This is a genomic window from Micromonospora sp. HK10 (genome assembly GCF_000982955.1).
In the GTDB taxonomy this organism is placed as follows: Bacteria; Actinomycetota; Actinomycetes; order Mycobacteriales; family Micromonosporaceae; genus Micromonospora.
This window is the reverse complement of record NZ_KQ058899.1, coordinates 16,360-39,074: the sequence shown is the minus strand read 5'-3', so window position 1 is coordinate 39,074 and position 22,715 is coordinate 16,360. Positions and strand designations below refer to the sequence as shown.

Annotated in this window: 21 protein-coding genes; 9 read left to right on the top strand and 12 right to left on the bottom strand. The window is 73.6% G+C overall.

Annotation, left to right across the window (positions count from 1 at the left end; genetic code table 11):
* Positions 1–47: 47 nt before the first annotated feature.
* The 3 genes from LQ51_RS29815 to LQ51_RS29805 form a co-directional block, all read right to left on the bottom strand.
* Positions 48–1,010 (bottom strand): alpha/beta hydrolase family protein, encoded by a 963-nt coding sequence (locus LQ51_RS29815; RefSeq protein WP_046571497.1) that lies wholly within the window; start codon positions 1,008–1,010, stop codon positions 48–50.
* An 85-nt stretch (positions 1,011–1,095) separates the two neighbouring features.
* Positions 1,096–1,632, bottom strand: coding sequence for a nucleotidyltransferase domain-containing protein (locus LQ51_RS29810; RefSeq protein WP_046571495.1), 537 nt, complete (start codon positions 1,630–1,632; stop codon positions 1,096–1,098).
* A 12-nt stretch (positions 1,633–1,644) separates the two neighbouring features.
* Positions 1,645–2,592, bottom strand: a complete 948-nt coding sequence (locus LQ51_RS29805; RefSeq protein ID WP_046571493.1) for an alpha/beta hydrolase family protein — start codon at positions 2,590–2,592, stop codon at positions 1,645–1,647.
* 157 nt (positions 2,593–2,749) lie between these two features.
* On the opposite strand from LQ51_RS29805, the gene LQ51_RS33570 reads away from it, so the two are divergent.
* On the top strand, positions 2,750–2,923 hold the full coding sequence (locus LQ51_RS33570) for a hypothetical protein (protein ID WP_197087951.1): 174 nt from the start codon (positions 2,750–2,752) through the stop codon (positions 2,921–2,923).
* Between the two features lie 192 nt (positions 2,924–3,115).
* Here the strand turns inward: LQ51_RS33570 and LQ51_RS29800 are convergent, their stop codons facing one another.
* From LQ51_RS29800 to LQ51_RS29785, 4 genes are all read right to left on the bottom strand, one after another.
* A complete protein-coding gene (locus tag LQ51_RS29800; protein WP_046571491.1) occupies positions 3,116–4,234 on the bottom strand; it encodes an acetate/propionate family kinase in 1,119 nt (372 codons plus the stop codon).
* Positions 4,231–6,300 (bottom strand): phosphate acetyltransferase, encoded by a 2,070-nt coding sequence (gene pta / locus LQ51_RS29795; protein ID WP_046571489.1) that lies wholly within the window; start codon positions 6,298–6,300, stop codon positions 4,231–4,233. Before pta ends, LQ51_RS29800 begins: the two co-directional genes overlap by 4 nt.
* 70 nt (positions 6,301–6,370) lie before the next feature.
* Positions 6,371–7,171 (bottom strand): hypothetical protein, encoded by an 801-nt coding sequence (locus LQ51_RS29790; protein ID WP_052745100.1) that lies wholly within the window; start codon positions 7,169–7,171, stop codon positions 6,371–6,373.
* 144 nt (positions 7,172–7,315) lie between these two features.
* Entirely contained in the window at positions 7,316–7,819 is a 504-nt protein-coding gene (locus LQ51_RS29785) for a GNAT family N-acetyltransferase (RefSeq protein WP_046571487.1), read from the bottom strand.
* 50 nt (positions 7,820–7,869) lie between these two features.
* On the opposite strand from LQ51_RS29785, the gene LQ51_RS29780 reads away from it, so the two are divergent.
* The 3 genes from LQ51_RS29780 to LQ51_RS29770 all read left to right on the top strand — a co-directional run bounded on the left by LQ51_RS29780 (position 7,870) and on the right by LQ51_RS29770 (position 9,574).
* On the top strand, positions 7,870–8,445 hold the full coding sequence (locus tag LQ51_RS29780) for a TetR/AcrR family transcriptional regulator (protein WP_046571485.1): 576 nt from the start codon (positions 7,870–7,872) through the stop codon (positions 8,443–8,445).
* Between the two features lie 206 nt (positions 8,446–8,651).
* Positions 8,652–9,059 carry a hypothetical protein gene (locus LQ51_RS34210; protein WP_046571483.1) on the top strand — a complete coding sequence of 136 codons (408 nt, stop codon included), beginning with the start codon at positions 8,652–8,654 and terminating at the stop codon, positions 9,057–9,059.
* On the top strand, positions 9,056–9,574 hold the full coding sequence (locus LQ51_RS29770) for a TetR/AcrR family transcriptional regulator (RefSeq protein WP_231605935.1): 519 nt from the start codon (positions 9,056–9,058) through the stop codon (positions 9,572–9,574). The genes LQ51_RS34210 and LQ51_RS29770 overlap by 4 nt, the downstream gene beginning before the upstream one ends.
* A gap of 42 nt (positions 9,575–9,616) precedes the next feature.
* Here LQ51_RS29770 and LQ51_RS29765 read toward each other — a convergent pair whose 3' ends face one another.
* The 5 genes from LQ51_RS29765 to LQ51_RS29745 form a co-directional block, all read right to left on the bottom strand.
* Positions 9,617–9,796: a DUF6104 family protein gene (locus LQ51_RS29765; protein WP_046571482.1), complete on the bottom strand. Its 180-nt coding sequence runs from the start codon at positions 9,794–9,796 to the stop codon at positions 9,617–9,619.
* A gap of 76 nt (positions 9,797–9,872) precedes the next feature.
* A complete protein-coding gene (locus LQ51_RS29760; RefSeq protein WP_046571479.1) occupies positions 9,873–13,610 on the bottom strand; it encodes a multifunctional oxoglutarate decarboxylase/oxoglutarate dehydrogenase thiamine pyrophosphate-binding subunit/dihydrolipoyllysine-residue succinyltransferase subunit in 3,738 nt (1,245 codons plus the stop codon).
* A gap of 271 nt (positions 13,611–13,881) precedes the next feature.
* Positions 13,882–14,706, bottom strand: a complete 825-nt coding sequence (locus LQ51_RS29755) for an ABC transporter permease (protein WP_046571477.1) — start codon at positions 14,704–14,706, stop codon at positions 13,882–13,884.
* Positions 14,703–15,641: an ABC transporter ATP-binding protein gene (locus LQ51_RS29750; protein WP_046571475.1), complete on the bottom strand. Its 939-nt coding sequence runs from the start codon at positions 15,639–15,641 to the stop codon at positions 14,703–14,705. Before LQ51_RS29750 ends, LQ51_RS29755 begins: the two co-directional genes overlap by 4 nt.
* Before the next feature lie 163 nt (positions 15,642–15,804).
* Positions 15,805–16,461, bottom strand: a complete 657-nt coding sequence (locus LQ51_RS29745; protein WP_046571473.1) for a hypothetical protein — start codon at positions 16,459–16,461, stop codon at positions 15,805–15,807.
* Positions 16,462–17,431: 970 nt separating this feature from the next.
* On the opposite strand from LQ51_RS29745, the gene LQ51_RS29740 reads away from it, so the two are divergent.
* From LQ51_RS29740 to LQ51_RS29720, 5 genes are all read left to right on the top strand, one after another.
* On the top strand, positions 17,432–18,271 hold the full coding sequence (locus tag LQ51_RS29740) for a DUF4097 family beta strand repeat-containing protein (RefSeq protein WP_046571471.1): 840 nt from the start codon (positions 17,432–17,434) through the stop codon (positions 18,269–18,271).
* Positions 18,268–18,888: a PadR family transcriptional regulator gene (locus tag LQ51_RS29735; protein WP_046571470.1), complete on the top strand. Its 621-nt coding sequence runs from the start codon at positions 18,268–18,270 to the stop codon at positions 18,886–18,888. The genes LQ51_RS29740 and LQ51_RS29735 overlap by 4 nt, the downstream gene beginning before the upstream one ends.
* A 97-nt stretch (positions 18,889–18,985) precedes the next feature.
* Positions 18,986–19,687 (top strand): response regulator transcription factor, encoded by a 702-nt coding sequence (locus LQ51_RS29730; RefSeq protein ID WP_046571468.1) that lies wholly within the window; start codon positions 18,986–18,988, stop codon positions 19,685–19,687.
* The gene (locus tag LQ51_RS29725; protein ID WP_046571466.1) at positions 19,684–21,237 is read left to right on the top strand and encodes a sensor histidine kinase; all 1,554 of its coding nucleotides are present in this window, start codon (positions 19,684–19,686) and stop codon (positions 21,235–21,237) included. Before LQ51_RS29730 ends, LQ51_RS29725 begins: the two co-directional genes overlap by 4 nt.
* Before the next feature lie 63 nt (positions 21,238–21,300).
* Positions 21,301–22,713: a S1C family serine protease gene (locus tag LQ51_RS29720; protein ID WP_046571509.1), complete on the top strand. Its 1,413-nt coding sequence runs from the start codon at positions 21,301–21,303 to the stop codon at positions 22,711–22,713.
* Positions 22,714–22,715 lie beyond the last annotated feature (2 nt).

The following is a 22,715-nucleotide window of genomic DNA, read 5'->3' as shown; positions in this document are numbered from 1 at the left end:
CACCGGAGTCCTTTACATGACCCGCGCCGCCGCCCCGGACGGCCCGCTCAGAGGTGGTCGTCCAGGGTGGCCAGGCCGCCCCGGGTGGCGTCGGCGGGCAGCCGCCGCTTCGCCGTCGCGTCGCCGTACAGCGTCCAGCGGAGGAACTCGACCGTGGTGTCGGCGACCACCCGCAGCGCGGTGCCGTCGCTGAGCAGTGCCCGCCCGTGGTCGCCCTTGGGCAGGCTGAGCATCGCCTTCGGCCACGGCACCGCGTCGTAGACCGCCTTGCCGGCGGCGTAGCTCACCACCTCGTCGGCCTCGCCGTGCACGAAGAGCTGCGGCGCGGCCGCCCCGGCGAAGGCGGTGCCGACGCCCAGCGCCGTACCGGCGAAGACGATGCCCGCGTCGAGCCGGTCGTCCCGCCCGGCGGTGAAGAGCCCGATCGTGGTCACCCCGCCCGCGCTGTGCCCGGCCGCCGCGACCCGCTCCGGGTCCAGGTGCCCGCGCAGCGGGTCGCCCGCCTTCCGGTCCAGGGCGAGCACCCGGGTGAGCGCGTACGACACGTCGGCCGGCTGGTTGAGCACGTCCAGCGGGTTACCGTCGCCACCGGCGCCGGTGTGCGGGAACGTCGGGGCGGCCACCACGAACCCGGCCGCCGCCCAGCGGCGCAGCAGCAGTTGGTAGTCCGCCGGCCGGCCGCCCAGCCCGTGGCTGAACATCACCACCGGGAACCGCCCGGCCGCGGCCGGCGCCGACCGCTCCGGCGTGCCACCCGCCGCGCCCCGCGCCGGATACCAGATGGTCACCGGCAGGGGGCGGTCGCCGCCGCGGCTGAGCTTCAGCTCGCGTACGCCGACCGCGAAGCTCGTCGTGGGCGCGTGCCCGGCCGGTACCCGGGGGGCCGCGGTGGTCGCCTTCGGCGGGTCCTCGGGGGCCTTCCCCACGGTCGGGGCGGCGCCACCGGAGCAGCCGGCCAGACCGGCGGTGACCAGCGCGGCGGCGACCAGGGCGGTACGGCGACGAAACATGGAGACGATTGTGCCTCGCGAACGGGGGCGGCCGGCCGGACATCGGCCGAGGGGGGCACGGACCGACGCCCGACCGGGGATGATCTCAGCGGGTCGGGTGGTCGCCCCGGCTCGCCCGGAGGCGGGCCAGGTCCGTGGCGTCCTTGGCGCGACGGGGCCGCTCCGGCATCCACACCGGGTACATCTCCTTGAACTCGATCTGCGCGGCGAGGCTGATCACCGGTGCCCGGTGCGGGCCGATCCGTCCGGGCGGGCCGTCCAGCATGCCCTCCGGCAGCGGCGTGCCGGCCCACGGCCCGGACCCCACCACCACCCGGCCCCGCGCGTCCCGGTCCAGGTACGCGAAGCTCAGCTCCACGTCGTCGCGGAGCAGGTCCAGTTGCCGCTCGACCGGCAGCCGGGGGTCGGGCCGCCAGCCGTGCCCGTCGAGCAGGGCGGCCAGGCGGACGGCGTCGGACCGCCAGCAGTACCAGTCGACGTCGACGTGCGGCCGGGTGACCTCGCCCAGGTGGAAGTCCATCGCCCACCCGCCGCGCAGCCAGACCGGGATGCCGGCCGTCCCGGTCAGCTCCCGCACCTCCCGGATCGCGGTCAACTGCCGCTCGGACAGTTCGTGGCTCATCACCGGTGGTTCTCAGCCGGGCAGGGCGCGGGTGGTCAGGGTGGTGGTGCCGGCCAGCAGCGCGTCGGCCGGCAGCCGGCGCAGCGCGGCCCGGTCGTCGTAGAGGGTCCACCGGAGGAAGTCGGTGGTGGCGGCGAGGACCTGGACGAAGCCGGGCCGGCCCGGGGTCAGGTACGCGCCGTGGCCCTGGCCGGGCAGGCTCAGGAAGATGGCCGGCCCGCGGCTGCGCTGGTAGGCGGCCCGGCCCACCGCTTCCGGCACGATCGGGTCGGCGGCGCCGTGCACGAACAGCAGCGGCGCGGCCGGCCCGGCGAAGCTGCCGGCCAGTCCGCCCCCGGCGAGCACGATGCCGGAACGCAGCCGCGCCGAGTGCCCGGAGGTGAACATGCCGGCCGTGGTGAAGCCGCCGGCCGAGTGGCCGGCCGCCGCGAACCGGGCGACGTCCAGGTGCCCGGCGAGCGGGTCCCCGCGCCGGGCGTCCAGGCCCACCAGGTGGCGGATCAGCCGCCAGCCGTCGGCCGGCTGGTTGCGCACGTCGGCGCGGGTGAAGTCGCGGGCCCGCAGGTTGGTGCGGGGGAAGGTGGGCGCGGCCACCACGAACCCGGCGGCGGCCCAGCGGCTGGTCAGCGGCGCGTGCAGGTCGGGGAGGCTGCGCAGGCCGTGGCTGTAGACCACCACGGGGAACCGCCCGGCGGCCACCGGCGCGGCGGCCCGCACCACCGGCCCCGCGGGCCCGCCGACCGGGCGCCGGTCGGCCGGACCGGCCGGATACCAGACGGTGACCGGTAGCGGCCGGGGGCCGTCCGGGTCGAGCACGAACTGCCGGACCCCCACCGGGTACGGCCGCGACGGGGCGTGCCGTGCGGCGACCGGGCCCGACTCGCCGGTCGCGGCGGTGGCCGGGCCGCAGCCCGCCAGCAGCGCCGTCACCAACGCGGCGATCAGCCGCTGCACCCTCATCCCCGCACGGTAGGCGGCCCCGTGCCCGGCCGGTCCCACCGTCCGGACCGGTCACCGCCACCACCCGGACGGCGCGCCTCCACCGGCCGGGTCGGGTTTCCGGCACCGGCCCGGCCGGGGACCGTGCCGGTGGACGCGCTTCGCTAGGGTCACCCGCATGGCTGAGAACTACACCGACCCGAGCGGCAACACAGCGCAGTTCCGCGCGTTCGTCGACTCCCCCGAGGCGACCCCCGGCGCGGCCGCCCCGTCCCGGCTGCCGCTGGTCGCCGGCATCGTCGCCGCCGCCGTCGTGGTGGTCGCCCTGGTGGCCTGGCTGGCGCTGGGCTGAGCCCGGTCGCGGCCCCGGCCCGGCGGCGGTCCGGCCGCCGGGCGATGCCGCGCCCCACGTCCGCCACGACCCGCGTCCGCCACGACCCGCGTCCGCCACGACCCGCGTCCGCCACGACCCGCGTCGCCGCGGCCGCGTCCGTCGCGGCCGGCGTCGTCCCGGCCGCGTCCGTCGCGGCCAGGACCGCCCGGCTCAGTCCGCCGCGGCCAGCACCTCCCGGGTCTCCCGGGCGATCTCCCGCTCCTCGTCGGTGCCGATCACGCAGACCGCGACCTCGGCCCCGTCGGGGGAGATCACCCGGTCGCCGCTGCCGGCGTTGCGGGCCGGGTCGACGGCGATCCCGAGCCGTGCCAGGCCGGCCAGCGACGCCGCGCGGACCGGCGCGGCGTGCTCGCCCACCCCGGCGGTGAAGACCACCGCGTCGACCCGTCCGAGCAGCGCGTAGTACCCGCCCACGTAGCTGGTGATCCGCCGGCAGTAGACGTCGAAGGCGAGGGCCGCGGCGGCGTCCCCGGCGTCCCGGCGGGCCAGCACCTCGCGCATGTCGTTGACCCCGGTCAGGCCGAGCAGGCCGCTGCGGTGGTTGAGCAGGTCGTCGATCTCGTCCACGCCCAGCCCTGCCTCCCGGCGCAGGTGGAAGATCACGGTCGGGTCCAGGTCGCCGCTGCGGGTGCCCATCACCAGACCCTCCAGCGGCGACATGCCCATCGAGGTGGCCACGCTCCGGCCACCCTGGACGGCACAGGCGCTCGCCCCGTTGCCCAGGTGCAGGGTGATCATGTTCGACTCGGCGTACGGCCGGCCCAGCAGATCCGCGGCGCGGCGCGAGACGTACGCGTGCGAGGTGCCGTGGAAGCCGTACCGGCGGATGCCGTACCGCTGCGCGATCTCCCGGTCGATGGCGTAGGTGGCGACGGCCTCGGGGAGGGTGTGGTGGAACGCGGTGTCGAAGATGGCCACCTGCGGGGTGTCCGGCAGCGCCTCCCGGGCCACCCGGATGCCGGCCAGGTTCGCCGGGTTGTGCAGCGGGGCGAGCGGGACCAGATCCTCGATCGCCGCGAACACCGCATCGTCGATCAGCACCGGTTCGCTGAACTTCCGGCCGCCGTGCACCACCCGGTGCCCGACGCCGGCCAACCCGGTGAGGTCCAGCCCGTCGATGATCTCCCGGACCGCGCTCTCGTGGTCGGCCGGCCCGCCGCCGGGCTCGCCGACCCGCTCGACGGTGCCCTTGTCGCGCACCTGGTCGCCGTCGTACAGCCGGTACTTCACCGACGAGGACCCGCAGTTGAGGACGAGGATGCGGCTCATCGTGACGCTCCGGCGGTGGCGGCCTGGATGGCGGTGATCGCCACCGTGTTGACGATGTCGGGCACGGTGGCACCCCGGGACAGGTCGTTGACCGGCCGGCGCAGGCCCTGCATGACCGGGCCGACCGCCACCGCGCCGGCCGAGCGCTGCACCGCCTTGTACGTGTTGTTGCCGGTGTTCAGGTCGGGGAAGATGAACACCGTGGCCCGCCCCGCGACCGGGCTGTCCGGCAGCTTGGTCGCCGCGACCTGCGGGTCGATCGCCGCGTCGTACTGGATCGGTCCGTCCACCAGGAGGTCGGGTCGGCGTTGCCGGACCAGCGCGGTGGCCGCCGCGACCTTCTCCACATCCTCCCCGGCGCCCGAGCTGCCGGTCGAGTAGGACAGCATGGCCACCCGCGGCTCGATGCCGAACCGGGCCGCGGTCTCGGCCGACGAGATGGCGATGTCGGCGAGCTGGGCGGCGTCCGGGTCCCGGTTCACCGCGCAGTCGCCGTAGACCAGCACCCGGTCGGCGAGCAGCATGAAGAAGACGCTGGACGCGACCGAGACGTCGGGCAGCGTCCGGATGATCTCGAACGCCGGCCGGATGGTGGCCGCCGTGGTGTGGGTGGCCCCGGAGACCATGCCGTCGGCCCGGCCGGTCCCCACCATCATGGTGCCGAAGTAGTTCGGCTGCGCCACGATGTCGTGCGCCAGTTCGACGGTCATTCCCCGGTGGGCGCGGAGCTTCGCGTACTCGGCGGCGAACTCGTCCCGCCACTCGCTGCGCGCCGGGTCGATCACCTGCGCGTCGGTGATGTCGACGCCCAGCTCCCGGGTGCGCCGCGCGACGTCCTCGGGCCGGCCCAGCAGGGTCAGCTCGGCCACGCCCCGGCGCAGCAGGATCTCCGCGGCCCGCAGGATGCGTTCCTCGGTGCCCTCCGGCAGCACCAGCCGGCGGCGCTGCCCGCGGGCCCGGTCGATCAGGTCGTTCTCGAACATCAACGGGGTGACCCGGGCGGAGCGGCTGACCCGCAGCCGGCGGGCCAGGTCCACGGTGTCCACGCAGCGCTCGAAGGCGCCGAGGGCGGCCTCCACCTTGCGCGGGTTCGCGGTGCTGGGCCGCCCCTCGATCCGGCTGGACGCCGCCACCGTGTCGTAGCTGTCGCTGGTCACCGAGAGCACGGCCAGCCCGGTGTTGAGCCGCTCGACCAGCCGCATCGCCCGTGGGTCGGGTTGCTCACCGAGGGTGAGCACCAGCCCGGCCACCGAGACCTGGCCGGCCACGTGCGCGGCGCTCGCGGCCACCAGCAGGTCGGCCCGGTCGCCCGGGGTGATCACCAGGGCCCCGTCGGTCAGGTGGTCCAGCAGGGTGGGCACGTGCGCGGCGCCGACCACGTAATCGAGCACGTCCCGGTCGAGTGCCGTGTCGTCGCCGGCGAGCAGGGTGGCGCCGAGCGCGGCGGCCACCTCGGCCACCGTCGGCGCCGACACGGCGGGGACCTCCGGGATGGCGTACGCGGGGACCGGCAGGTCGGGCAGGGGCATCGGCCCGGGCACCCGGTTGGCGACCACCGCCACAACCGTCGCGCCCAGGTCGGCCAGGTCGTGGTACGCCCCGCGGACCGCGGCCGCGATCGCCTCCGGCTGCTGCCCGAACCCGTCGACCACGGGCACCACCACGCTGCGGAACTCGGTCGCCAGCCGGGCGTTGAAGGCCAGCTCGCGAGGGCCGGCCCCGTCCCCGTCGGCGAAGTCGCTGCCCACCACGACGACCGCCGGGCAGCGCCGCTCGACCTCCCGGTAGCGGGCCACGATCCGGGAGATCAGCTCCTCCCGCCGGCCCTCCGCGACCAGCGCGGTGGCCTCGGCGTAGGTGACGCCGTACAGCTCCTCGACCGGCAGGTCCACCCGGTAACGCTCGGTGAGCAGGGCGAGGATCTGGTCGGGCCCCCGGCCGGCGACCAGCGGCCGGAACGCGCCGATCCGCTCGACCTGACGGGACAACAGCTCGGCCAGCCCGAGTGCGACCGTCGACTTGCCCCCACCCGATCCGACACTCGTCAGATACACGCTGCGTGCCACGACCTCACGCTACAAGATCGCGGTACGCCCCGCCCGGGTCCTTCTTCCCGGGCCGGACGGCCCGGACCGGTCAGGAGGGCCTGGTCCCAGCCGCCCCGGGGGTGGTGCCGGCCGGCCCGGTGGCGGTGCCGGCCGCCCCGGGAGTGGTGCCGGCTGCCCCGGGGGCGGGCCCGGCTGCCCCGGGGGCGGGCCCGGCCGGCCCGGAGGCGGTGCCGGCCGGCCCGGTGGCCCGGAACAACGCGTCGCTCTTGACCACCCACGCGGCGCCGAAGGCGAACACGGCGAGCGTCTCGCACCAGAGCACCGGCTTGAGCGTGTGCCGTACCTCCGCCGGGAGTTGCGTGCTCGCCAGCGCGAGCGCGATCGCCAGCACGATGAGGCCGCCGCAGAGCCGGTAGAACCGGACCGCCGAGCGGCGCGGCGGCACGCCGGCCCGATCCGGGCGGGTGAAGAGGACGAGGCAGAAGACCGCGAGGAGTGCGAAGAGCGCCCCGGCGGCCACCTGGTGCACCACGCCGACGAACCGGTCGCCGGAGCCGACGGTGCCGGCCGCCGCGCCGACGGTGGTGGGGAAGAGCGCCACCAGGATCGCCAGCCCGCCCGCTACCGTGCCGAGCAGGTCGTCGGGCCAGCGGTACCGGTAGCTGATCAGGAACACCCCGATGGCGCAGAGCGCGCCGACGAGGACGTCCCGCAGTTCGGTGTGGTAGTAGCCGCTGAGCGAATCGAGCAGGGTGAGCCGGGGGGTGACGAGCTGGTGGCCGACCACCAGCACCACCGGCAGTGCGATGCCGACCGATCCGACGCCGAGCCGCAGGTGGCGGACGGTCACGGCGTCCTGCGGTGGTTTGCGGGCCTCCTCGGGGTTCATCGCCGCCTCCCGGCCTCGGGCGGTGGCTGACCCGCCCGTGTCCTCGCGACGACTCCAGGTGACGCCGCGCCGACCCGGAGTTGTCTGTCCTCCAGTGGACGCGACGAGGGCGGTCCACGTCAACGGTCGGCTCGTCCACTCGCGTCAGCCGCCGGCCGGCGCCAGCTCCCGTTCGTACACCTGCCCGGTCAGGTCCGCGCCGAAGCTGTGGTGCGGTTCCTCCCGCACCAGCCGGAAGCCGCGGGAGAGGTAGATCCGGCGGGCGGCGACCAGGGGGTGGGTGGTCCAGAGCCGGATGCGGGCGTAGCCGGCCCGTTGCGCGAAGGCGAGGCACTCGTCGACCAGTCGGCCGCCGAGGGATCGGCCCCGGGCCGCGGGATCGACCAGCAGGGTCCGTAGCTGGGCCGTCTCGTCGTCGGCCGCGACGCAGAAGACGCAGCCGACCCGCTCACCGGCGATCTCGGCGATCCAGGCGGCCTCCCGGGCCGGGTCGGGGCTCGCGGCGTAGTCGGCGACGATCCGGGCCACCAGCGCCTCGAAGCTGGTGTCCCAGCCGAACTCGGCGGCGTACGTCTCGCCGTGGGCCAGCAGCACCCAGCCGAGGTCGCCGGGACGGCCCAGCGGACGGATCAGGACCTCGTCGCTCATCGACACCCCTCCTGCCACTGAAACAGTCGTTTCAGTGGCAGAGTAGCGCTGTGAGCCAGCCTGAGCGACCCCCCAGCGTCCGCCGCGACGAACTCCTGGAATCCGCCTACCGGTACGCCCTGGCGCACGGGCTGGCCGAGCTGTCGCTACGCCCGCTCGCCGCCGCCATCGGCTCCAGCCCTCGGGTGCTGCTCTTCCTCTTCGGCTCCAAGGACGAGCTCGTCCGCGCCCTGCTCGGGCGGGCGCGGGCCGACGAGCTGGCCGCGCTGCGGCGGGTCCGGGAGGCGGGCGGCGCCGACGACCTCGCCGCGGCGGTGCGGGCGACCTGGGGTTGGCTGGTGGACCCGGCGCACCGGCCGATGCTGGTCCTCTGGACCCAGGCGTACGCCCGCTCGCTGAGCGAGCCGGACGGACCGTGGGCGGGCTTCGCCCGGCAGACGGTGGAGGACTGGCTCGGGCTGCTCGCCGAGGTGGCCGGCGGGGCGGGGGAGGGCGGTGCGGACGCCGCCCTCGGCCTGGCGCTGCTGCGCGGGGCCCTGCTCGACCTGCTGGCTACCGGCGACGCCGAACGGACCACCGCCGTCGTCGAGCGCTACCTGGGCCTGCTCGCCGCGGCGACCCGCTGAACCCGGGCCTGCTGGCCGCGGCGATCCGCTGAACCCGGGCCTGCTGGCCGCGGCGATCCGCTGAACGCGGCCGGGGCCGGCCTGTTCTTCGTCGACGACCATGCCCGGCGGCGAGGGATCACGGACTCCCTGTTGACCTGGCTAACACCGTTCGCTAGCGTCTAAGCTAACAGCGTTAGCCACAGAGAGGGGATGCCGTGACGACCGTGGCGAATCGACCGGCGACGACCGACGGCGGGCGCGTCCGGGACCGGGCCGGCCGGGTGCTGCTCTGGCTGTCCGCGGTCGGCGCGGTGGGGGCGGCAGTGGGCGCGTACGGCACGGTCGCCGACGCCGAACCCGCCGTCACGGTGGTGGAGACGTGGCGGGCGTACGGCTTCGTGGTCTTCGCCGGGCTCTTCGCCCTGCTGGCCGTGCGTCCCCGGGGCTACCGCGGGGTATGGCCGCTGGTGATCTTCCACAAGGTGGCGATGACGGTGACCGCGCTGGTCTACGCCCGGAACGCCGCGATCGAGGGGACCGGCAGCATCCTGATCTGGGACGGCACCCTGTCGGTGCTGCTCGTGCTGGCCTTCGTGCTCTGCCGCGGGTGGGTGGCGGAGCCGCGCCGGTGAGCCGCCGCGAGGAGATCGTCGACGCCGCCGAACGACTGCTGGAGCGCGCCGGGCCGGAGGCCGTCACGATGCGCCGGCTCGCCGACGAACTGGGCATTCAGGCGCCGTCGTTGTACAAGCACGTCGCGGGAAAGCCGGAGATCGAGGCCGCCCTCCAGCAACGGGCGCTACAGCGGCTCGCCGCAGCCCTGGAAGCGGCGCCGGACCTGCCGTCCCTCGCCGCCGCGTACCGGGACTGGGCGCTCCGGCATCCCCGGCTGTACGAGATCGCCACCCGGCTGCCGCTGGCCCGCGAGCGTCTCGCGCCCGGCGTGGAGGCGGCCGCCGCCGCGCCGCTGCTGCGGGTGACCGGTGGTGACCTGACCGCGGCGCGCGCCCTCTGGGGCCTGGCACACGGGCTGGTCGACCTGGAACTGGCCGGCCGGTTTCCCCCCGGGGCCGACCTCGACGCGGTCTGGGCGCACGCCATGGCCGAACGGGTGGTTGCCGGACCGGGCCCGGGCGGCCCGGGCTGAACAGCCAGGCGGGCGCGACCGCACCGCGTACCGGTCAGCCGGTCACTCGTCGTCCTCGTCGTCGAGCCGGGCCAACCAGGTGGCGAACCGCTCGACCGGCGTCTCGAACTCCGGGTTCAGGTCGACGAAGTCGCGCAGCCGCTCGCCGAGCCACTCCAGGCTGACCTGCTCCTCGCCCCGGCGCTCGACCAGCTCCTCGATGCCACGGTCGGTGAAGTACATCGGTTCGTCCTTTCGTCGTCGGCCGGCCGACGGCAGCGGCCCGCCCCGGCGTCGGGACGGGCCGCTGCCGTTCGGGTCACGGGCGGGGCAGGGCCGCCTCGATCAGCGCGTTCTGCTCGACCTCGTGCATCTTCGCCGAGCCGACCGCCGGGGCGGCGGCAGCCGGGCGGGAGATGCGGCGCAGCCGGACCTCGGGCAGGTGCTCCAGCAGGTTGAGCGCGACGAACGACCAGGCGCCCTGGTTGGCCGGCTCCTCCTGGACCCAGGCGAAGTCCTCGGCGTTCGGGTAGCGCGACAGGGCGGCCCGGACCTCCTCGACGGGCAGCGGGTAGAGCTGCTCCATCCGGATGATCGCGGTGTCGGTGACGCCACGCTCCTGGCGGGCCTGGAACAGGTCGTAGTAGACCTTGCCCGAGCAGAGCAGCACCCGCTTCACCTGCTCCGGCGCCGGGGCAGCCTGGTCGGCCAGGACCGGCTGGAAGGTACCCGTGGTGAAGTCCTCCACCGGCGACACGCAGAGCTTGTGCCGCAGCAGCGACTTCGGCGTGAACACCACCAGCGGCTTGCGCTTCGGCGACAGGGCCTGCCGGCGCAGCAGGTGGAAGTAGTTCGCCGGGGTGGTCGGGACGGCCACCCGCATGTTGTCCTCGGCGCAGAGCTGGAGGAACCGCTCCGGGCGGCCGGAGGTGTGGTCCGGGCCCTGGCCCTCGTGGCCGTGCGGCAGCAGCAGGGTGACCGCGGAGCGCTGGCCCCACTTCACCTCGCCCGAGGAGATGAACTCGTCGATCACCGACTGGGCGCCGTTGACGAAGTCACCGAACTGGGCCTCCCAGGCGACCAGCGCGTTGATGTTCTCCACCGAGTAGCCGTACTCGAAGCCCATCGCCGCGTACTCGGAGAGCAGCGAGTCGTGCACGAAGAAGCGGGACCGCTCGCCGTCGCCGGTGAGCGACTTCAGCGGCAGGTAGTCGTCGCCGGTCTGGGCGTCGACGATCGAGGCGTGCCGTTGGACGAAGGTACCCCGGCGGGAGTCCTGCCCGGCGAGCCGGACGGTGACCCCGTCGTGCAGCAGCGAGCCGAACGCGATGATCTCGCCGAAGCCCCAGTCGATGTTGCCCTCGACGGACATCTTCGCCCGCCGGTCGAGCAGCTGCTGGATCCGCTTGTGCGGGGTGAAGCCCTCCGGCAGGTTGACGTGCGCCTCGCCGATCGCCTTCACCACGGCGGCGTCGGTAGCGGTCTCGACCTGCGGCTCCGGCTCCTCTTCGCGCTTCGGGCGGCTGAGCTGGCGCGGGCTGGTGGCGGCGTCCCGGGTGGCCTTGAAGACCCGCTCGAGCTGCCCCTGGTAGTCGCGCAGCAGCTCCTCGGCGTCCTCCACGGTGATGTCACCGCGCCCGATCAGCTCCTCGGTGTAGAGCTTGCGGACCGACCGCTTCGAGTCGATGATCTTGTACATCTCCGGGTTGGACATCGACGGGTCGTCGCCCTCGTTGTGCCCGCGCCGGCGGTAGCAGACCATGTCGATCACGACGTCCTTGTTGAACGCCTGCCGGTACTCGAAGGCCAGCCGGGCCACCCGGACGACCGCCTCGGGGTCGTCGCCGTTGACGTGGAAGATCGGCGCCTGGATCATCCGGGCCACGTCGGTGCTGTAGAGGCTGGACCGGCTGTACTCCGGGGCGGTGGTGAAGCCGACCTGGTTGTTGACCACCACGTGCACGGTGCCGCCGGTGCGGTAGCCGCGCAGCTGCGACAGGTTGAGCGTCTCGGCGACCACGCCCTGGCCGGCGAAGGCGGCGTCGCCGTGCACCGCCAGCGGCAGCACGGTGTAGCCCTCCAGCTTGAGGTCGATCCGGTCCTGCTTGGCCCGGACGATGCCCTCCAGCACCGGGTCCACGGCCTCCAGGTGCGACGGGTTGGCCACCACCGACACCTTGACCGCGTGCGCGCCGTCCGGGGTGGTGAACTTGCCGTTCTGGCCGAGGTGGTACTTCACGTCGCCCGAGCCCTGGGTGGAGCGCGGGTCGAGGTGCCCCTCGAACTCGGAGAAGATCTTCTCGTACGGCTTGCCGACGATGTTGGCCAGCACGTTGAGCCGGCCGCGGTGCGCCATGCCGATGACGACCTCGTCCAGCCCGCCCTCGGCGGAGCACTCGAGGATCTCGCCGAGCAGCGGGATCAGCGACTCGCCGCCCTCCAGCGAGAAGCGCTTCTGGCCGACGTACTTGGTCTGCAGGAAGGTCTCGAACGCCTCGGCGGCGTTGAGCCGGTTGAGCACGTGCTTCTGCTCCTCCGGGCTCGGCTTCTCGTACTTGCGCTCGACCCGCTCCTGGATCCAGCGCCGCTCCTCCGGGTCCTGGATGTGCATGTACTCGATGCCGACCCGGCGGCAGTACGAGTCGCGCAGCACGCCGAGGATCGAACGCAGCTTCAGCCGCTGCTTGCCGGCGAAGCCGTTGACCGGGAAGGTCCGGTCCAGGTCCCAGAGGGTCAGCCCGTGCTGGAGCACGTCCAGGTCGGGGTGCTTGCGGATCTTGAACTCGAGCGGGTCGGTGTCGGCCATCAGGTGCCCGCGCACCCGGTACGCGTGGATCAGCTCGTGCACCCGGGCGGTCTTGTTGATCTGACCCTCGGAGTCGACCGCCACGTCCTGCACCCAGCGCACCGGCTCGTAGGGCAGGCGCAGCGAGGTGAAGATCTGGTCGTAGAAGCCGCGCTCGCCGAGCAGCAGCTCGTGCATCACCTTGAGGAACTCGCCGGACTGCGCACCCTGGATGATCCGGTGGTCGTACGTGCTGGTCAGCGTGATGATCTTGCTGACCGCCAGCTCGGCCAGGGTGGCCTCGCTCATGCCCTGGTACGGCGCCGGGTACTCCATGGCGCCGACGCCGACGATGGCGCTCTGGCCCTGCATCAGCCGGGGGATCGAGTGGACCGTGCCGATGCCGCCCGGGTTGGTCAGCGAGATGGTGGTGCCGGCGTAGTCGTCCATGGTCAGCTCGTTGCGGCGGGCGCGCCGGACCACGTCCTCGTACGCCTGCCAGAACTGCCGGAAGTCCATCTGCTCGCAGCCCTTGATGGAGGGCACCACCAGGTTGCGGGAGCCGTCCGGCTTGGTCAGGTCGATGGCGATGCCGAGGTTGACGTGCTCGGGGCGGACCATCGCCGGCTTGCCGTCGACCTCGGCGTAGGAGTTGTTCATCTCCGGGTGCTCGACCACCGCCCGGATCAGCGCGTAGCCGATGAGGTGGGTGAAGCTGACCTTGCCACCGCGACCGCGGGCCAGGTGGTTGTTGATCACGATGCGGTTGTCGACGAGCAGCTTCGCCGGGACCGCGCGGACGCTCGTCGCGGTCGGCACGGAGAGCGAGGCGTCCATGTTCTGGACGATCTTGGCGGCGACGCCGCGCAGCGGGGTGGTGCCGGCAGCGCTCGCGGCCGGGGCCTTCGCGGCCGGCTTGGCCGGGGCGGCCTGCTTCGCCGGGGCCGGCTCCGCGGCCTTCGCCGCCGGCTTGGCGGCGGGCTTGGCGGCCGGCTTGGCGGGGGCCGGTGCGGCCTTGGCGGCCGGCTCGGGGCTGACCGTGGCCACCGGCTCCTGCTGCTCGGCCGGCTCCGGGCGGGCGGCCGGGGCGGCGCCGTCCGAGCGGGGGGTGCCGGCGCCCGGGGCGGGTCGGTAGTCGGCGAAGAAGTCGTGCCAGGCCGAGTCGACGCTCGAGGGGTCGGCGAGATAGCGCTGGTACATCTCCTCGACGATCCACTCGTTCGGGCCGAAACCCGCCAGTGGGTTCTCCTGCGAAGTCTGCTGGGTCGACACGGCCGCTAATCGCCTCTTTCACGCGGTTGTGAATGTCACGCGGTGGCCCCCGGGCGCGTTTCACCGGCGCTCGGGAGACGGCTCCCAGGCTACGCCGTGCGGATGCCGCAGGCATTCTCGCCTCCGGCTGGTGGCCGGTTTCACAGAAGATGCCAGAAGTTCGGCAAACGCTGCGTGTCCCGTTCCGTCCTGCTAAGCGACGACGACCCCGACCGGTGACGCAGGGTCACCGGTCGGGGCCGGATGGTGCGGCGGTGCGCTCGCCGGTGGATCAGGAGATGTCGCGCCGGCGGATGGTCAGTACGCCGATCGCGCCGGCCACCACCGCGTAACCGATCAGCACGGCCGCGCCCGCCCAGCGGGGCGGGTTGCCCGGGATGTCGGTGCCGCTCACCATCAGCCCGGAGGCCAGCGAGGGCACCAGCAGCTGGAGCTGGTTGATCCAGTCGCCGAACTTCGCGGCCAGCAGCCCGATCGCGATGGCCGCGCCGATCGCGCCGCCCAGGTAGAGCAGGATGCCGGTCACGGTGGCGCCGATCTGGCTGCGGATCAGCACCCCGAGCCCCACCCCCAGCACCGACCAGAGCAGGTAGGCCAGCCCGTTGAGGGCCACCGCCCGCCAGACCGCGCCGTCGCCGAGGTGCGCCCCGACGTCCGTGGCGTTGAGGATCAGCGGGCCGACGGCCAGGTTCAGCAGCGTGGTGCCGAGCCAGAACAGCAGCGCGAGCACCCCCGCGGCGATCAGTTTGGCCATCATCACGGCGGTGCGGTGCGGCGCGGTGAGGAACGTGGTGGTCACCGTCTGGTGGAAGAACTCGCTGGTCACCACCACGATGCCGAGCAGCATGACGATGAGCAGGCCGAAGAACTGGCCGTTGGTGTAGATGTTGGCGGCCAGGTTCGCCACGTCGCGGACCGCGTCGATCTGGTCGGCCTGGTCGGCCGACACCTCGCCGAAGTCCCCGTTGGCCAGCGCCTCGGTCTGCAACCAGTTGAAGGCCATCGCGAGAGCCCAGAGCGGCACGGTGATCAGGCCGAAGATCCACCAGGTGCTGGTGGTACGGATCTTGAGCAGCTCGGAACGGACCAGGTTCATCGGATCTCCGCCTTTCCGGCCGTCAGCTCCAGGAAGACGCCTTCCAGGTCGGGGCGTTCCGTGGTCAGCTCGTGCAGCTCGACCTTGGCGGCCAGGGCCACCCGGCCGACGGTCGGGGCGTCCACCCCGGTCACCACCAGCGCGCCGTGCCCGTCGGCGTCCACCGTCGCCGACTGCTCGCGCAGCGCGGCCACCAGCTCGTCGGCCTGCGGGGTACGCACCCGCACCCGGCCGCCGTGCGCCATCGAACCGATCACCTGGTCGACCGGCCCCTGCCGGACCAACCGGCCGGCCGCGATGATCACCACGTCGTCGGCGAGCAGCTGCATCTCCGAGAGCAGGTGGCTGGAGACCAGCACGGTCCGCCCCTCGGTGGCCAGCCCCTTGAGGAACCCGCGCATCCAGCGGATCCCCTCGGGGTCGAGGCCGTTGGCCGGCTCGTCCAGGATCAGCACCTGGGGGTCGCCGAGCATCGCGGCCGCGATCCCGAGCCGCTGCTTCATGCCCAGCGAGTAGCCCTTGAACTTGCGCTTCGCGGCCGGGGTCAACCCGACCAGCGCGAGCGCCTCGTCGGCGCGTTGCCGGGGCAGTCCCGCGGCCGCGCAGATCACCCGGAGGTGGTTGATCCCGGTGCGGCCCTTGTGCGCGCTCGACGCCTCCAGCACGGCGCCGACCGAGTGCAGCGGGTCGGTCAGGTCGGCGTACCGCCGGCCGCCGATGGTGGCCGTCCCCGCGGTGGGGGTGACCAGGTTGAGCAGCATGCGCAGGGTGGTCGTCTTACCGGCGCCGTTGGGGCCGAGGAAGCCGGTCACCCGTCCCGGTTCGACGGTGAAGGACAGATTGTCGACCGCCCGGACGTTCTTGTACTGCTTGGTCAGTCCGGACACCACGATCTGGCCGGTACCGGCGCTGGGGCTCCTTTGCCCGTCGGACATCGTTCTCCTCTCCTGCCACGGCGCGCGGGCGCGCCGGTGGGGGCGCCGTTGCGGAGGGCGCCGTGGGACAGCCTGGCAAGTCCGCGCAAGGGGGTCAATCAGGCGCGATGGGGATGCCCTCCTCCGGCTGGAGCAGGAGGCGGTCGTCCTGAGGGAGGAGGGATCAGGGCGGGGGCAACGCGATCCAGGTGGCCCGGGCGTAGCCGAGCAGGTCACCGCCGGGGCCGTAGAGGCTGGAGTGCACCTCCGCCTTGCGCCCCGCGCCGCCGACCGTCGCGCCGGTCACCACGCACTCGTCGCCGGGCCGCGGCAGCGCCCGGACCACCGCGGCGATCCGGCCCAGCACGTACGGGCGGCCGGGGGCGATCACCGCCCAGCCGCCGGGGCAGTCCAGCGCCGCCCAGACGGTGGCGGGCACCACCTCGGCCGGGACGCGGAACGGCGCGGCGGTCCGCCCGTCCGGCAGCCGGCCCGGGAAGATCCGCAGACCCGCCGGGTGCTCCGGCCCGCACACGTAACAGCCGGGGAAGGGATGCTCCACCAGCCCCGGGTACGCCGTCGCGGCGGCCTCGGCGGTGGGCCGGTCCACCGGCGGGACCACGGCGGTGAACTCCTCGACCCGGCGTACCTCCGCGATCACCTGGCCGGCCGGGTCGCGGACCGCGCCGTCGACCGCGGTCAGCGGGGTCTCCAGCGGGGGCGGTCGGCGGAGGGTGACCTCCACCGGTCCCCGGTCGTCGACGGCCGCCGCGAAGACCCCGGCGCTCCAGCCGCCGTTGCCGGAGCCGGCCGGCCCGTGGAACCGGGACTCGATGATCATGCCTGCCCTCCGGATGCGCTCGCCTGCCCGGCAGCCTCGCACGCCCGCTCCGGCGTGCTCCAGCCGCCCGCCTGCTCCGGCGTGCTCCAGCCGCCCGTCTGCTCCGCCGTGCTCCAGCCACCCGCCCGCTCCGCCGTGCTCCAGCCACCCGCCGCCCGCCCGTCACCGGTCGCTCCGGCGGTCGCCAGCGGACCGCCGGAGGCCCGCCGGGGCGCTTTTGGCGCTGTAGCGGGTGGTCGCGGGGTCGGTGGCGGCCAGGCGTGGGCTCGGTGGTGCGGTGTGGTGTCGTCGGGGCCGGTGGCCGGGGCTCTCGGTGGTGCGTGTGGTCGCGGCCCTGTGGGCGGCCGAATGTTTCGCGGTTACGTCCGCATGCGCGAACCCGGTCAACGCCACGGTCTGCGGTCGCGGCGGCTCCGGCCGGCCGAGTGCTTTTTAGCGATATGCCTCTCAGGCATCTTTATGCCTCTGCGGCATATCGCTTAAAAGTTGTGTGCCGCTCGCCGCTCCGTCACGCTCCGCAAGGGCAGGGCAGGGCAGGGCAGGGCAGGGCAAGGGGCAAGGGCAAGGGGCAAGGGCAAGGGGCAAGGGGCAAGGGGCAAGGGGCAAGGGCAAGGCAAGGGCCGGCCGGAAGAGGGCAGGGCGGGCGAAGCGGTACCTGGCCAGCCCAGGTCAGCGAGGCCACCCCACGCCGGCCAAGGCAAGGGCCTGGCAGGAGGGCGGATGGCGGCGCGGGCAAGAGTTGCCAGCCGACCAGGCCAGGCAGGTTGAGGCCGGCACGAGAGAGGCGGTGAGTGCGAGACGGCCGCGGCAGAGGGGCGAGAAGGGGCGGCAAAGCGCGAGCAGGGCGATGGCGAGCAGGCGACAGCGCGGGGACGGCAACTCCCGACAGTCTTGTTCAGTCGCGATGTATCGCGTTATGCTTCGTCCGTCGCTCGACGCGCTCCCGGCGCGCCGCCGAGGGGAGGACACCATGGCCAGCTGGACCGTCGACAGCCCGCAGCAGCTCACCCTGGACGAGCCGGTCACCCGGCTGGACGTCCGGCTGGTCAGCGGCCGGCTCAACGTGGTCGGCGCCGACGGACCGGCCCGGGTCGACATCACCCGGGTCAGCCGCCGGCCCATCCTCGTCGAGCTGCGCGACGGGCGGCTCACCGTCCGCCACCCGCGCCCGGCGCGCTGGCCCGGGGTGCTCTGGTGGCTGGGCCAGCTCGGCCGCCGGTTCCGGGCCGAGGTCTCCATCGCGGTACCGGCCGACGTGCTTGCCGACCTGCACCTGATCGACGGCTCCCTGGTCGCCTCCGGCCTGCGCCGGGACACCCGGGTCGACGTCGTCTCCGGCCAGGTCACCCTGATGGGGCTGCGCGGTCTGACCCAGGCCAAGGTCACCTCGGGCCCGGTGGAGGCGCTGGGCGTGCACGGCGACCTCAACCTGGAGACCGTCTCCGGCGAGCTGATCCTCGCCGACAGCGCGCCCGAGCGGGTCCGCGCCCACGCGGTCTCCGGATCGATCACCTGCGACCTCGACAACCCCCAGGGCAGCGAGATCCGGCTCAGCGCCATCTCCGGCAGCATCACCGTGCGGGTACGCGAGGACAGCGACCTCAGCGTCCACCTGCACACCACCTCCGGCCGGATCACCAGCGGCTTCCCCCAGGTCTCCGCCGGGCAGCACGGGTTCGGCGCGGTGCAGGACAGCCACGGGGTGCTCGGCGGCGGCGCCGGTAAGCTCTGGGCGTCCGCGATCTCCGGCAGCATCGCCCTGCTCGCCCGCCCCGTCGAGGACACCGACGACCTCCAGGAGCTGCCGTGACCGCCGTGTTCAGCCACGGGCGGCTCCGGCTCTACCTGCTCAAGCTGCTCGATGACGGTCCCAAGCACGGCTACGAGCTGATCCGGCTGCTGGAGGAGCGTTTCCTCGGGCTCTACGCGCCGAGCGCCGGCACCATCTATCCCCGGCTGCAACGCCTCGAGGTCGAGGGACTGGTCACCCACACCGCAGCCGGCGGGCGCAAGGTGTACGAGATCACCGAAGCGGGCCGGGCCGAGCTGCGCCAGCGCGCGGACGAGCTGGCCACCCTGGAATCCGACATCACCGCCTCGGTGGCGGACCTCTCGGCGCTGGCCGGGGAGATCCGCACCGAGGTCCGCGGCTCGGTGCGGGACCTCAAGCGGGAGCTGCGCGAGGCCGCCCGGCAGACCCGGCAGGCGCGCTGGCAGCCCACCCCGCCGCCGTACCGGCCCGCCACCGGTGACCCCGCCAACCCGGCGGAGTCGCCCCTGCTCGCCGAGGTCGACCAGCGCCTCGCCGCGTTCACCGTCGAGGTCGGCGCGCTGGTCCGGGCCGGGCGGCTCACCGACACCCAGCTGCGGACCGCCATCCGGCTGCTCGACGGCGCGTTGGACGGGCTGCGCCGGCTGCTCCGCTGACCGGCGGGCGGCTGTTCCGCTGGCGTGCGGCCGGCTCACAGGGTGTTTCCAGGATCCACCCAGCGGGACCGCAGGCGGGGCGCGGATGATGGGTGCCATGGTGGCTACCCAGACCGAGGCCAGACTGCTCGTCGTCGAGGACGACCCGAACATCCTCGAACTGCTCTCCGCGAGCCTGCGCTTTGCGGGCTTCGACGTCGCCACCGCCACCAGCGGCAGCGCGGCGCTGAACGCCGCCAAGGACCACCGACCCGACCTGGTCGTGCTCGACGTGATGCTCCCCGACCTGGACGGCTTCGAGGTCATCCGGATGCTGCGCGAGGGCGGCACGCGTACCCCGGTGGTCTTCCTGACCGCCCGGGACGCCACCGACGACAAGATCCGCGGGCTCACCCTGGGCGGCGACGACTACGTCACCAAGCCGTTCAGCCTGGAGGAGCTGACCGCGCGCATCCGGGCGGTGCTGCGCCGTACCGCCACCGGCGAGCACGCCCCCTCCCGGCTCACCTTCGCCGACCTGGAGCTGGACGAGGAGACCCACGAGGTGCACCGCGCCGGCCAGCGGGTGCAGCTCTCGCCGACCGAGTTCAAGCTGCTGCGCTACCTGATGCTCAACGCCAACCGGGTGCTCTCCAAGGCGCAGATCCTCGACCACGTCTGGAACTACGACTTCCGCGGTGACGACAACATCGTCGAGTCGTACATCTCCTACCTGCGGCGCAAGGTCGACAACACCCAGCCCCGGCTGATCCACACCCTGCGGGGGGTCGGATACGTGCTGCGCAAGCCGGCGGCGTGAACGCCCTCCACGACGCGAAGTCCCAGCTTCGGGGTATCCCGCTGCGGGTCAAGCTGGTCGCGGCGGTCCTCGCCCTGGTGGCGGTGGCGCTGGTCGTGATCAGCGCCCTCACCGCATATTTCCTGCACAACTACCTGATCGGGCAGGTGGACGGCGAGCTGCGGGCCGCCAGCGCATACCTCCGCAAGGTGGTGCCGGAACTGGAGGCAGGCACGGCACGATCGGCCACCCTGCCCACCGATTACGTCGTCGCGCTCGCCGACGACAATCGGGCCGCCATCGTCGCGTATGACCCGAACCTGCAGGTGGCGGATCTGCCGCCCATCCCCCAGGACCTGACGGGTTTCCGGGAACAGGAGGGTGCCCCCAGGACCGTGCGGGCCGAGGACGGCAGGCGATGGCGGGTGCTCTATCAGGAACTGCCGGACGGCCGGGTGCTGGCGGTGGGACAGCACATCACCGATGTCGATCAGGCCGTCCGGCAGTTGGTCTGGATCGACCTGCTGGTCGGTGGCGCGGTGTTGATCATCATGGCGTCGGTCGGCGCGGGCATCGTGCGTACCAGTCTCAAGCCGCTCGTGGAGATAGAGCGGACGGCGGCGGCCATCGCCGGCGGGGACCTGACGCGGCGGGTGCCCGACCCGGAGGAGGGACACGACTGCCCCACCTCCGAGCTGGGTCGGCTGTCGCGTGCCCTGAACGCGATGCTCGCCCAGATCGAGGCGGCCTTCACCGCCCGGGCGGCGTCCGAGGCGGCGGCCCGTACCGCCGAGGTGGGCGCCCGGGACGCCGCCGCGGCGGCCCAGGCATCCGAGGCCCGGGCCCGCCGGTCGGAGGAGCGGATGCGGCAGTTCATCGCCGACGCCTCGCACGAGCTGCGGACCCCGCTGACCACCATCCGGGGCTTCGCGGAGCTGTACCGGCAGGGCGCGGCCCGGCAGCCGGAGCAGACCTCCGGCCTGCTGCGCCGGATCGAGGACGAGGCGGCCCGGATGGGGCTGCTGGTGGAGGACCTGCTGCTGCTGGCCCGGATGGACCGGGAACGACCGGTCACCCTGGCCCCGGTGGAGCTGCCGGTGCTGGCCACCGACGCGGTGCAGGCGGCCCGGGTGGTCGACCCGGAGCGCCGGATCGAGCTGGACATCGAGCCGGGCGCCGGTTCGCTGGTGGTGCTGGGCGACGACGCCCGGCTGCGCCAGGTGATCGGCAACCTGATGACCAATGCGCTCACCCACACCCCCACGGAGGCCGCCGTGACCCTGCGGTTGCGGTCGGAGCCGGGCAACCTGGCCGTGGTGGAGGTGGCGGACACCGGCCCGGGGCTCACCCCGGAGCAGGCCGAACGGGTCTTCGAGCGGTTCTACCGGGTGGACGCGGCCCGGACCCGGCGGGCCGGCGGGCCGACCAGCACCGGGCTCGGGCTGGCCATCGTCGCGGCGCTGGTCTCCGCCCACCACGGCAGCGTCGAGGTGGTCCCGACCCCGGGCGGCGGAGCCACCTTCCGGGTGAAGCTGCCGCTGCTGCCGGAGGCCGCCGAGCCCGGCGAGTGACTTTCAGAAAAGATTCAGCCAGGTTCCAGGCCGGTCGCAGTGCCGGCGGGAAAGGTGGAGGACATGACCGACCACGAGACCGACCCGCTGCGGTCGCCGGCTCCCGCCGACGCCGAGCCGTCGCACCCGACCGCCGAGCTGCCCCGCACCGGAAACGGGCAGTCGGACTCCACCCCCGAGCTGCGGGACGCCCAGCCCGCCAGCCCGTACGCGCCGCCGGCGGCGGCCGCCTCCGCGCCGCCGTACCAGGCCCAACAGCACTGGTACGGGCCGCAGCAGGGCTGGTCGAACCAGGGCGGCTACCCGCCGCAGGGCAGCACCGGGCCGGTGCCGCCGTACCAGCAGCACCAGGCCTACCCGGGCGGGCAGCCGCACCAGCCCGGCCAGCCGCTCCCGCCGTGGGGCGCACCGCAGCAGCCGGCCCGGCCGAGCCGGGCGGGCAAGTTCGTCGGCGCCGGTGCCGTGGCGCTCGCCCTGATGCTCGGTTCCGGGGTGGCCGGCGGCGCCCTGGCGCTCGCCGTGGGCGGGCACACCACCGTGACCCGCACCTACTCGGCCGCTCCGGTGATCAACAGCGCCGACCTGCCGAAGATCGCGGCTTCCGTCCAGGACAGCATCGTCACGATCATGACGGGCAGCGGTGAGGGCTCCGGGGTGATCCTCAGCGCCGACGGGTACGTGCTGACCAACAACCACGTGGTCGCCTCGGCCAGCGGCGACACGGTGAAGGTGGTCTTCGCCGACGGCAAGACCGCCCAGGCGAAGATCATCGGCACCGACCCGAAGACCGACCTCGCCGTGGTCCAGGCCAGCGGGGTGAGCGACCTGAAGGCGGCCAAGTTCGGCGACAGCGACGCCATGCAGGTCGGCGACCAGGTGCTCGCCCTGGGCAGCCCGCTCGGCCTGCAGGGCTCCGTCACCGCCGGCATCCTCAGCGCCCGCGACCGGACCATCGCCGCCGGTGAGGGCGGCCAGCAGCAGAATTCGCAGCAGGCCGCCAGCTCGATCTCCGGGCTGCTGCAGACCGACGCGCCGATCAACCCGGGTAACTCCGGCGGTGCGCTGGTCAACACCCGGGGTGAGGTGATCGGCATCAACACCGCGATCGCCACCGCCGGGCAGGGCAGCAACGGCAACATCGGCGTCGGCTTCGCCATCCCGAGCAACAAGGCCAAGGACGTCGCCCAGAAGCTCCAGCGCGGCGAGAAGATCAGCCACCCGTCCCTCGGCGTCAGCGTGACCGGCGCGGAGGACGGCGGTGCGCTGGTCTCCGACGTGGTCGCCGGCAGCGCCGCCGAGAAGGCCGGCCTCCAGCGCGGCGACGTGATCACCAAGTTCGGCGACAAGGTCATCAACGACTCCAACGACCTGGTCGGCGCCGTGCAGGCCGGCAAGGTCGGGGACCGGGTCGATGTGCAGTTCAAGCGAAACGGGTCGACCCAGAACGCAACCGTGACGCTCGCCGAGACGTCGTAACA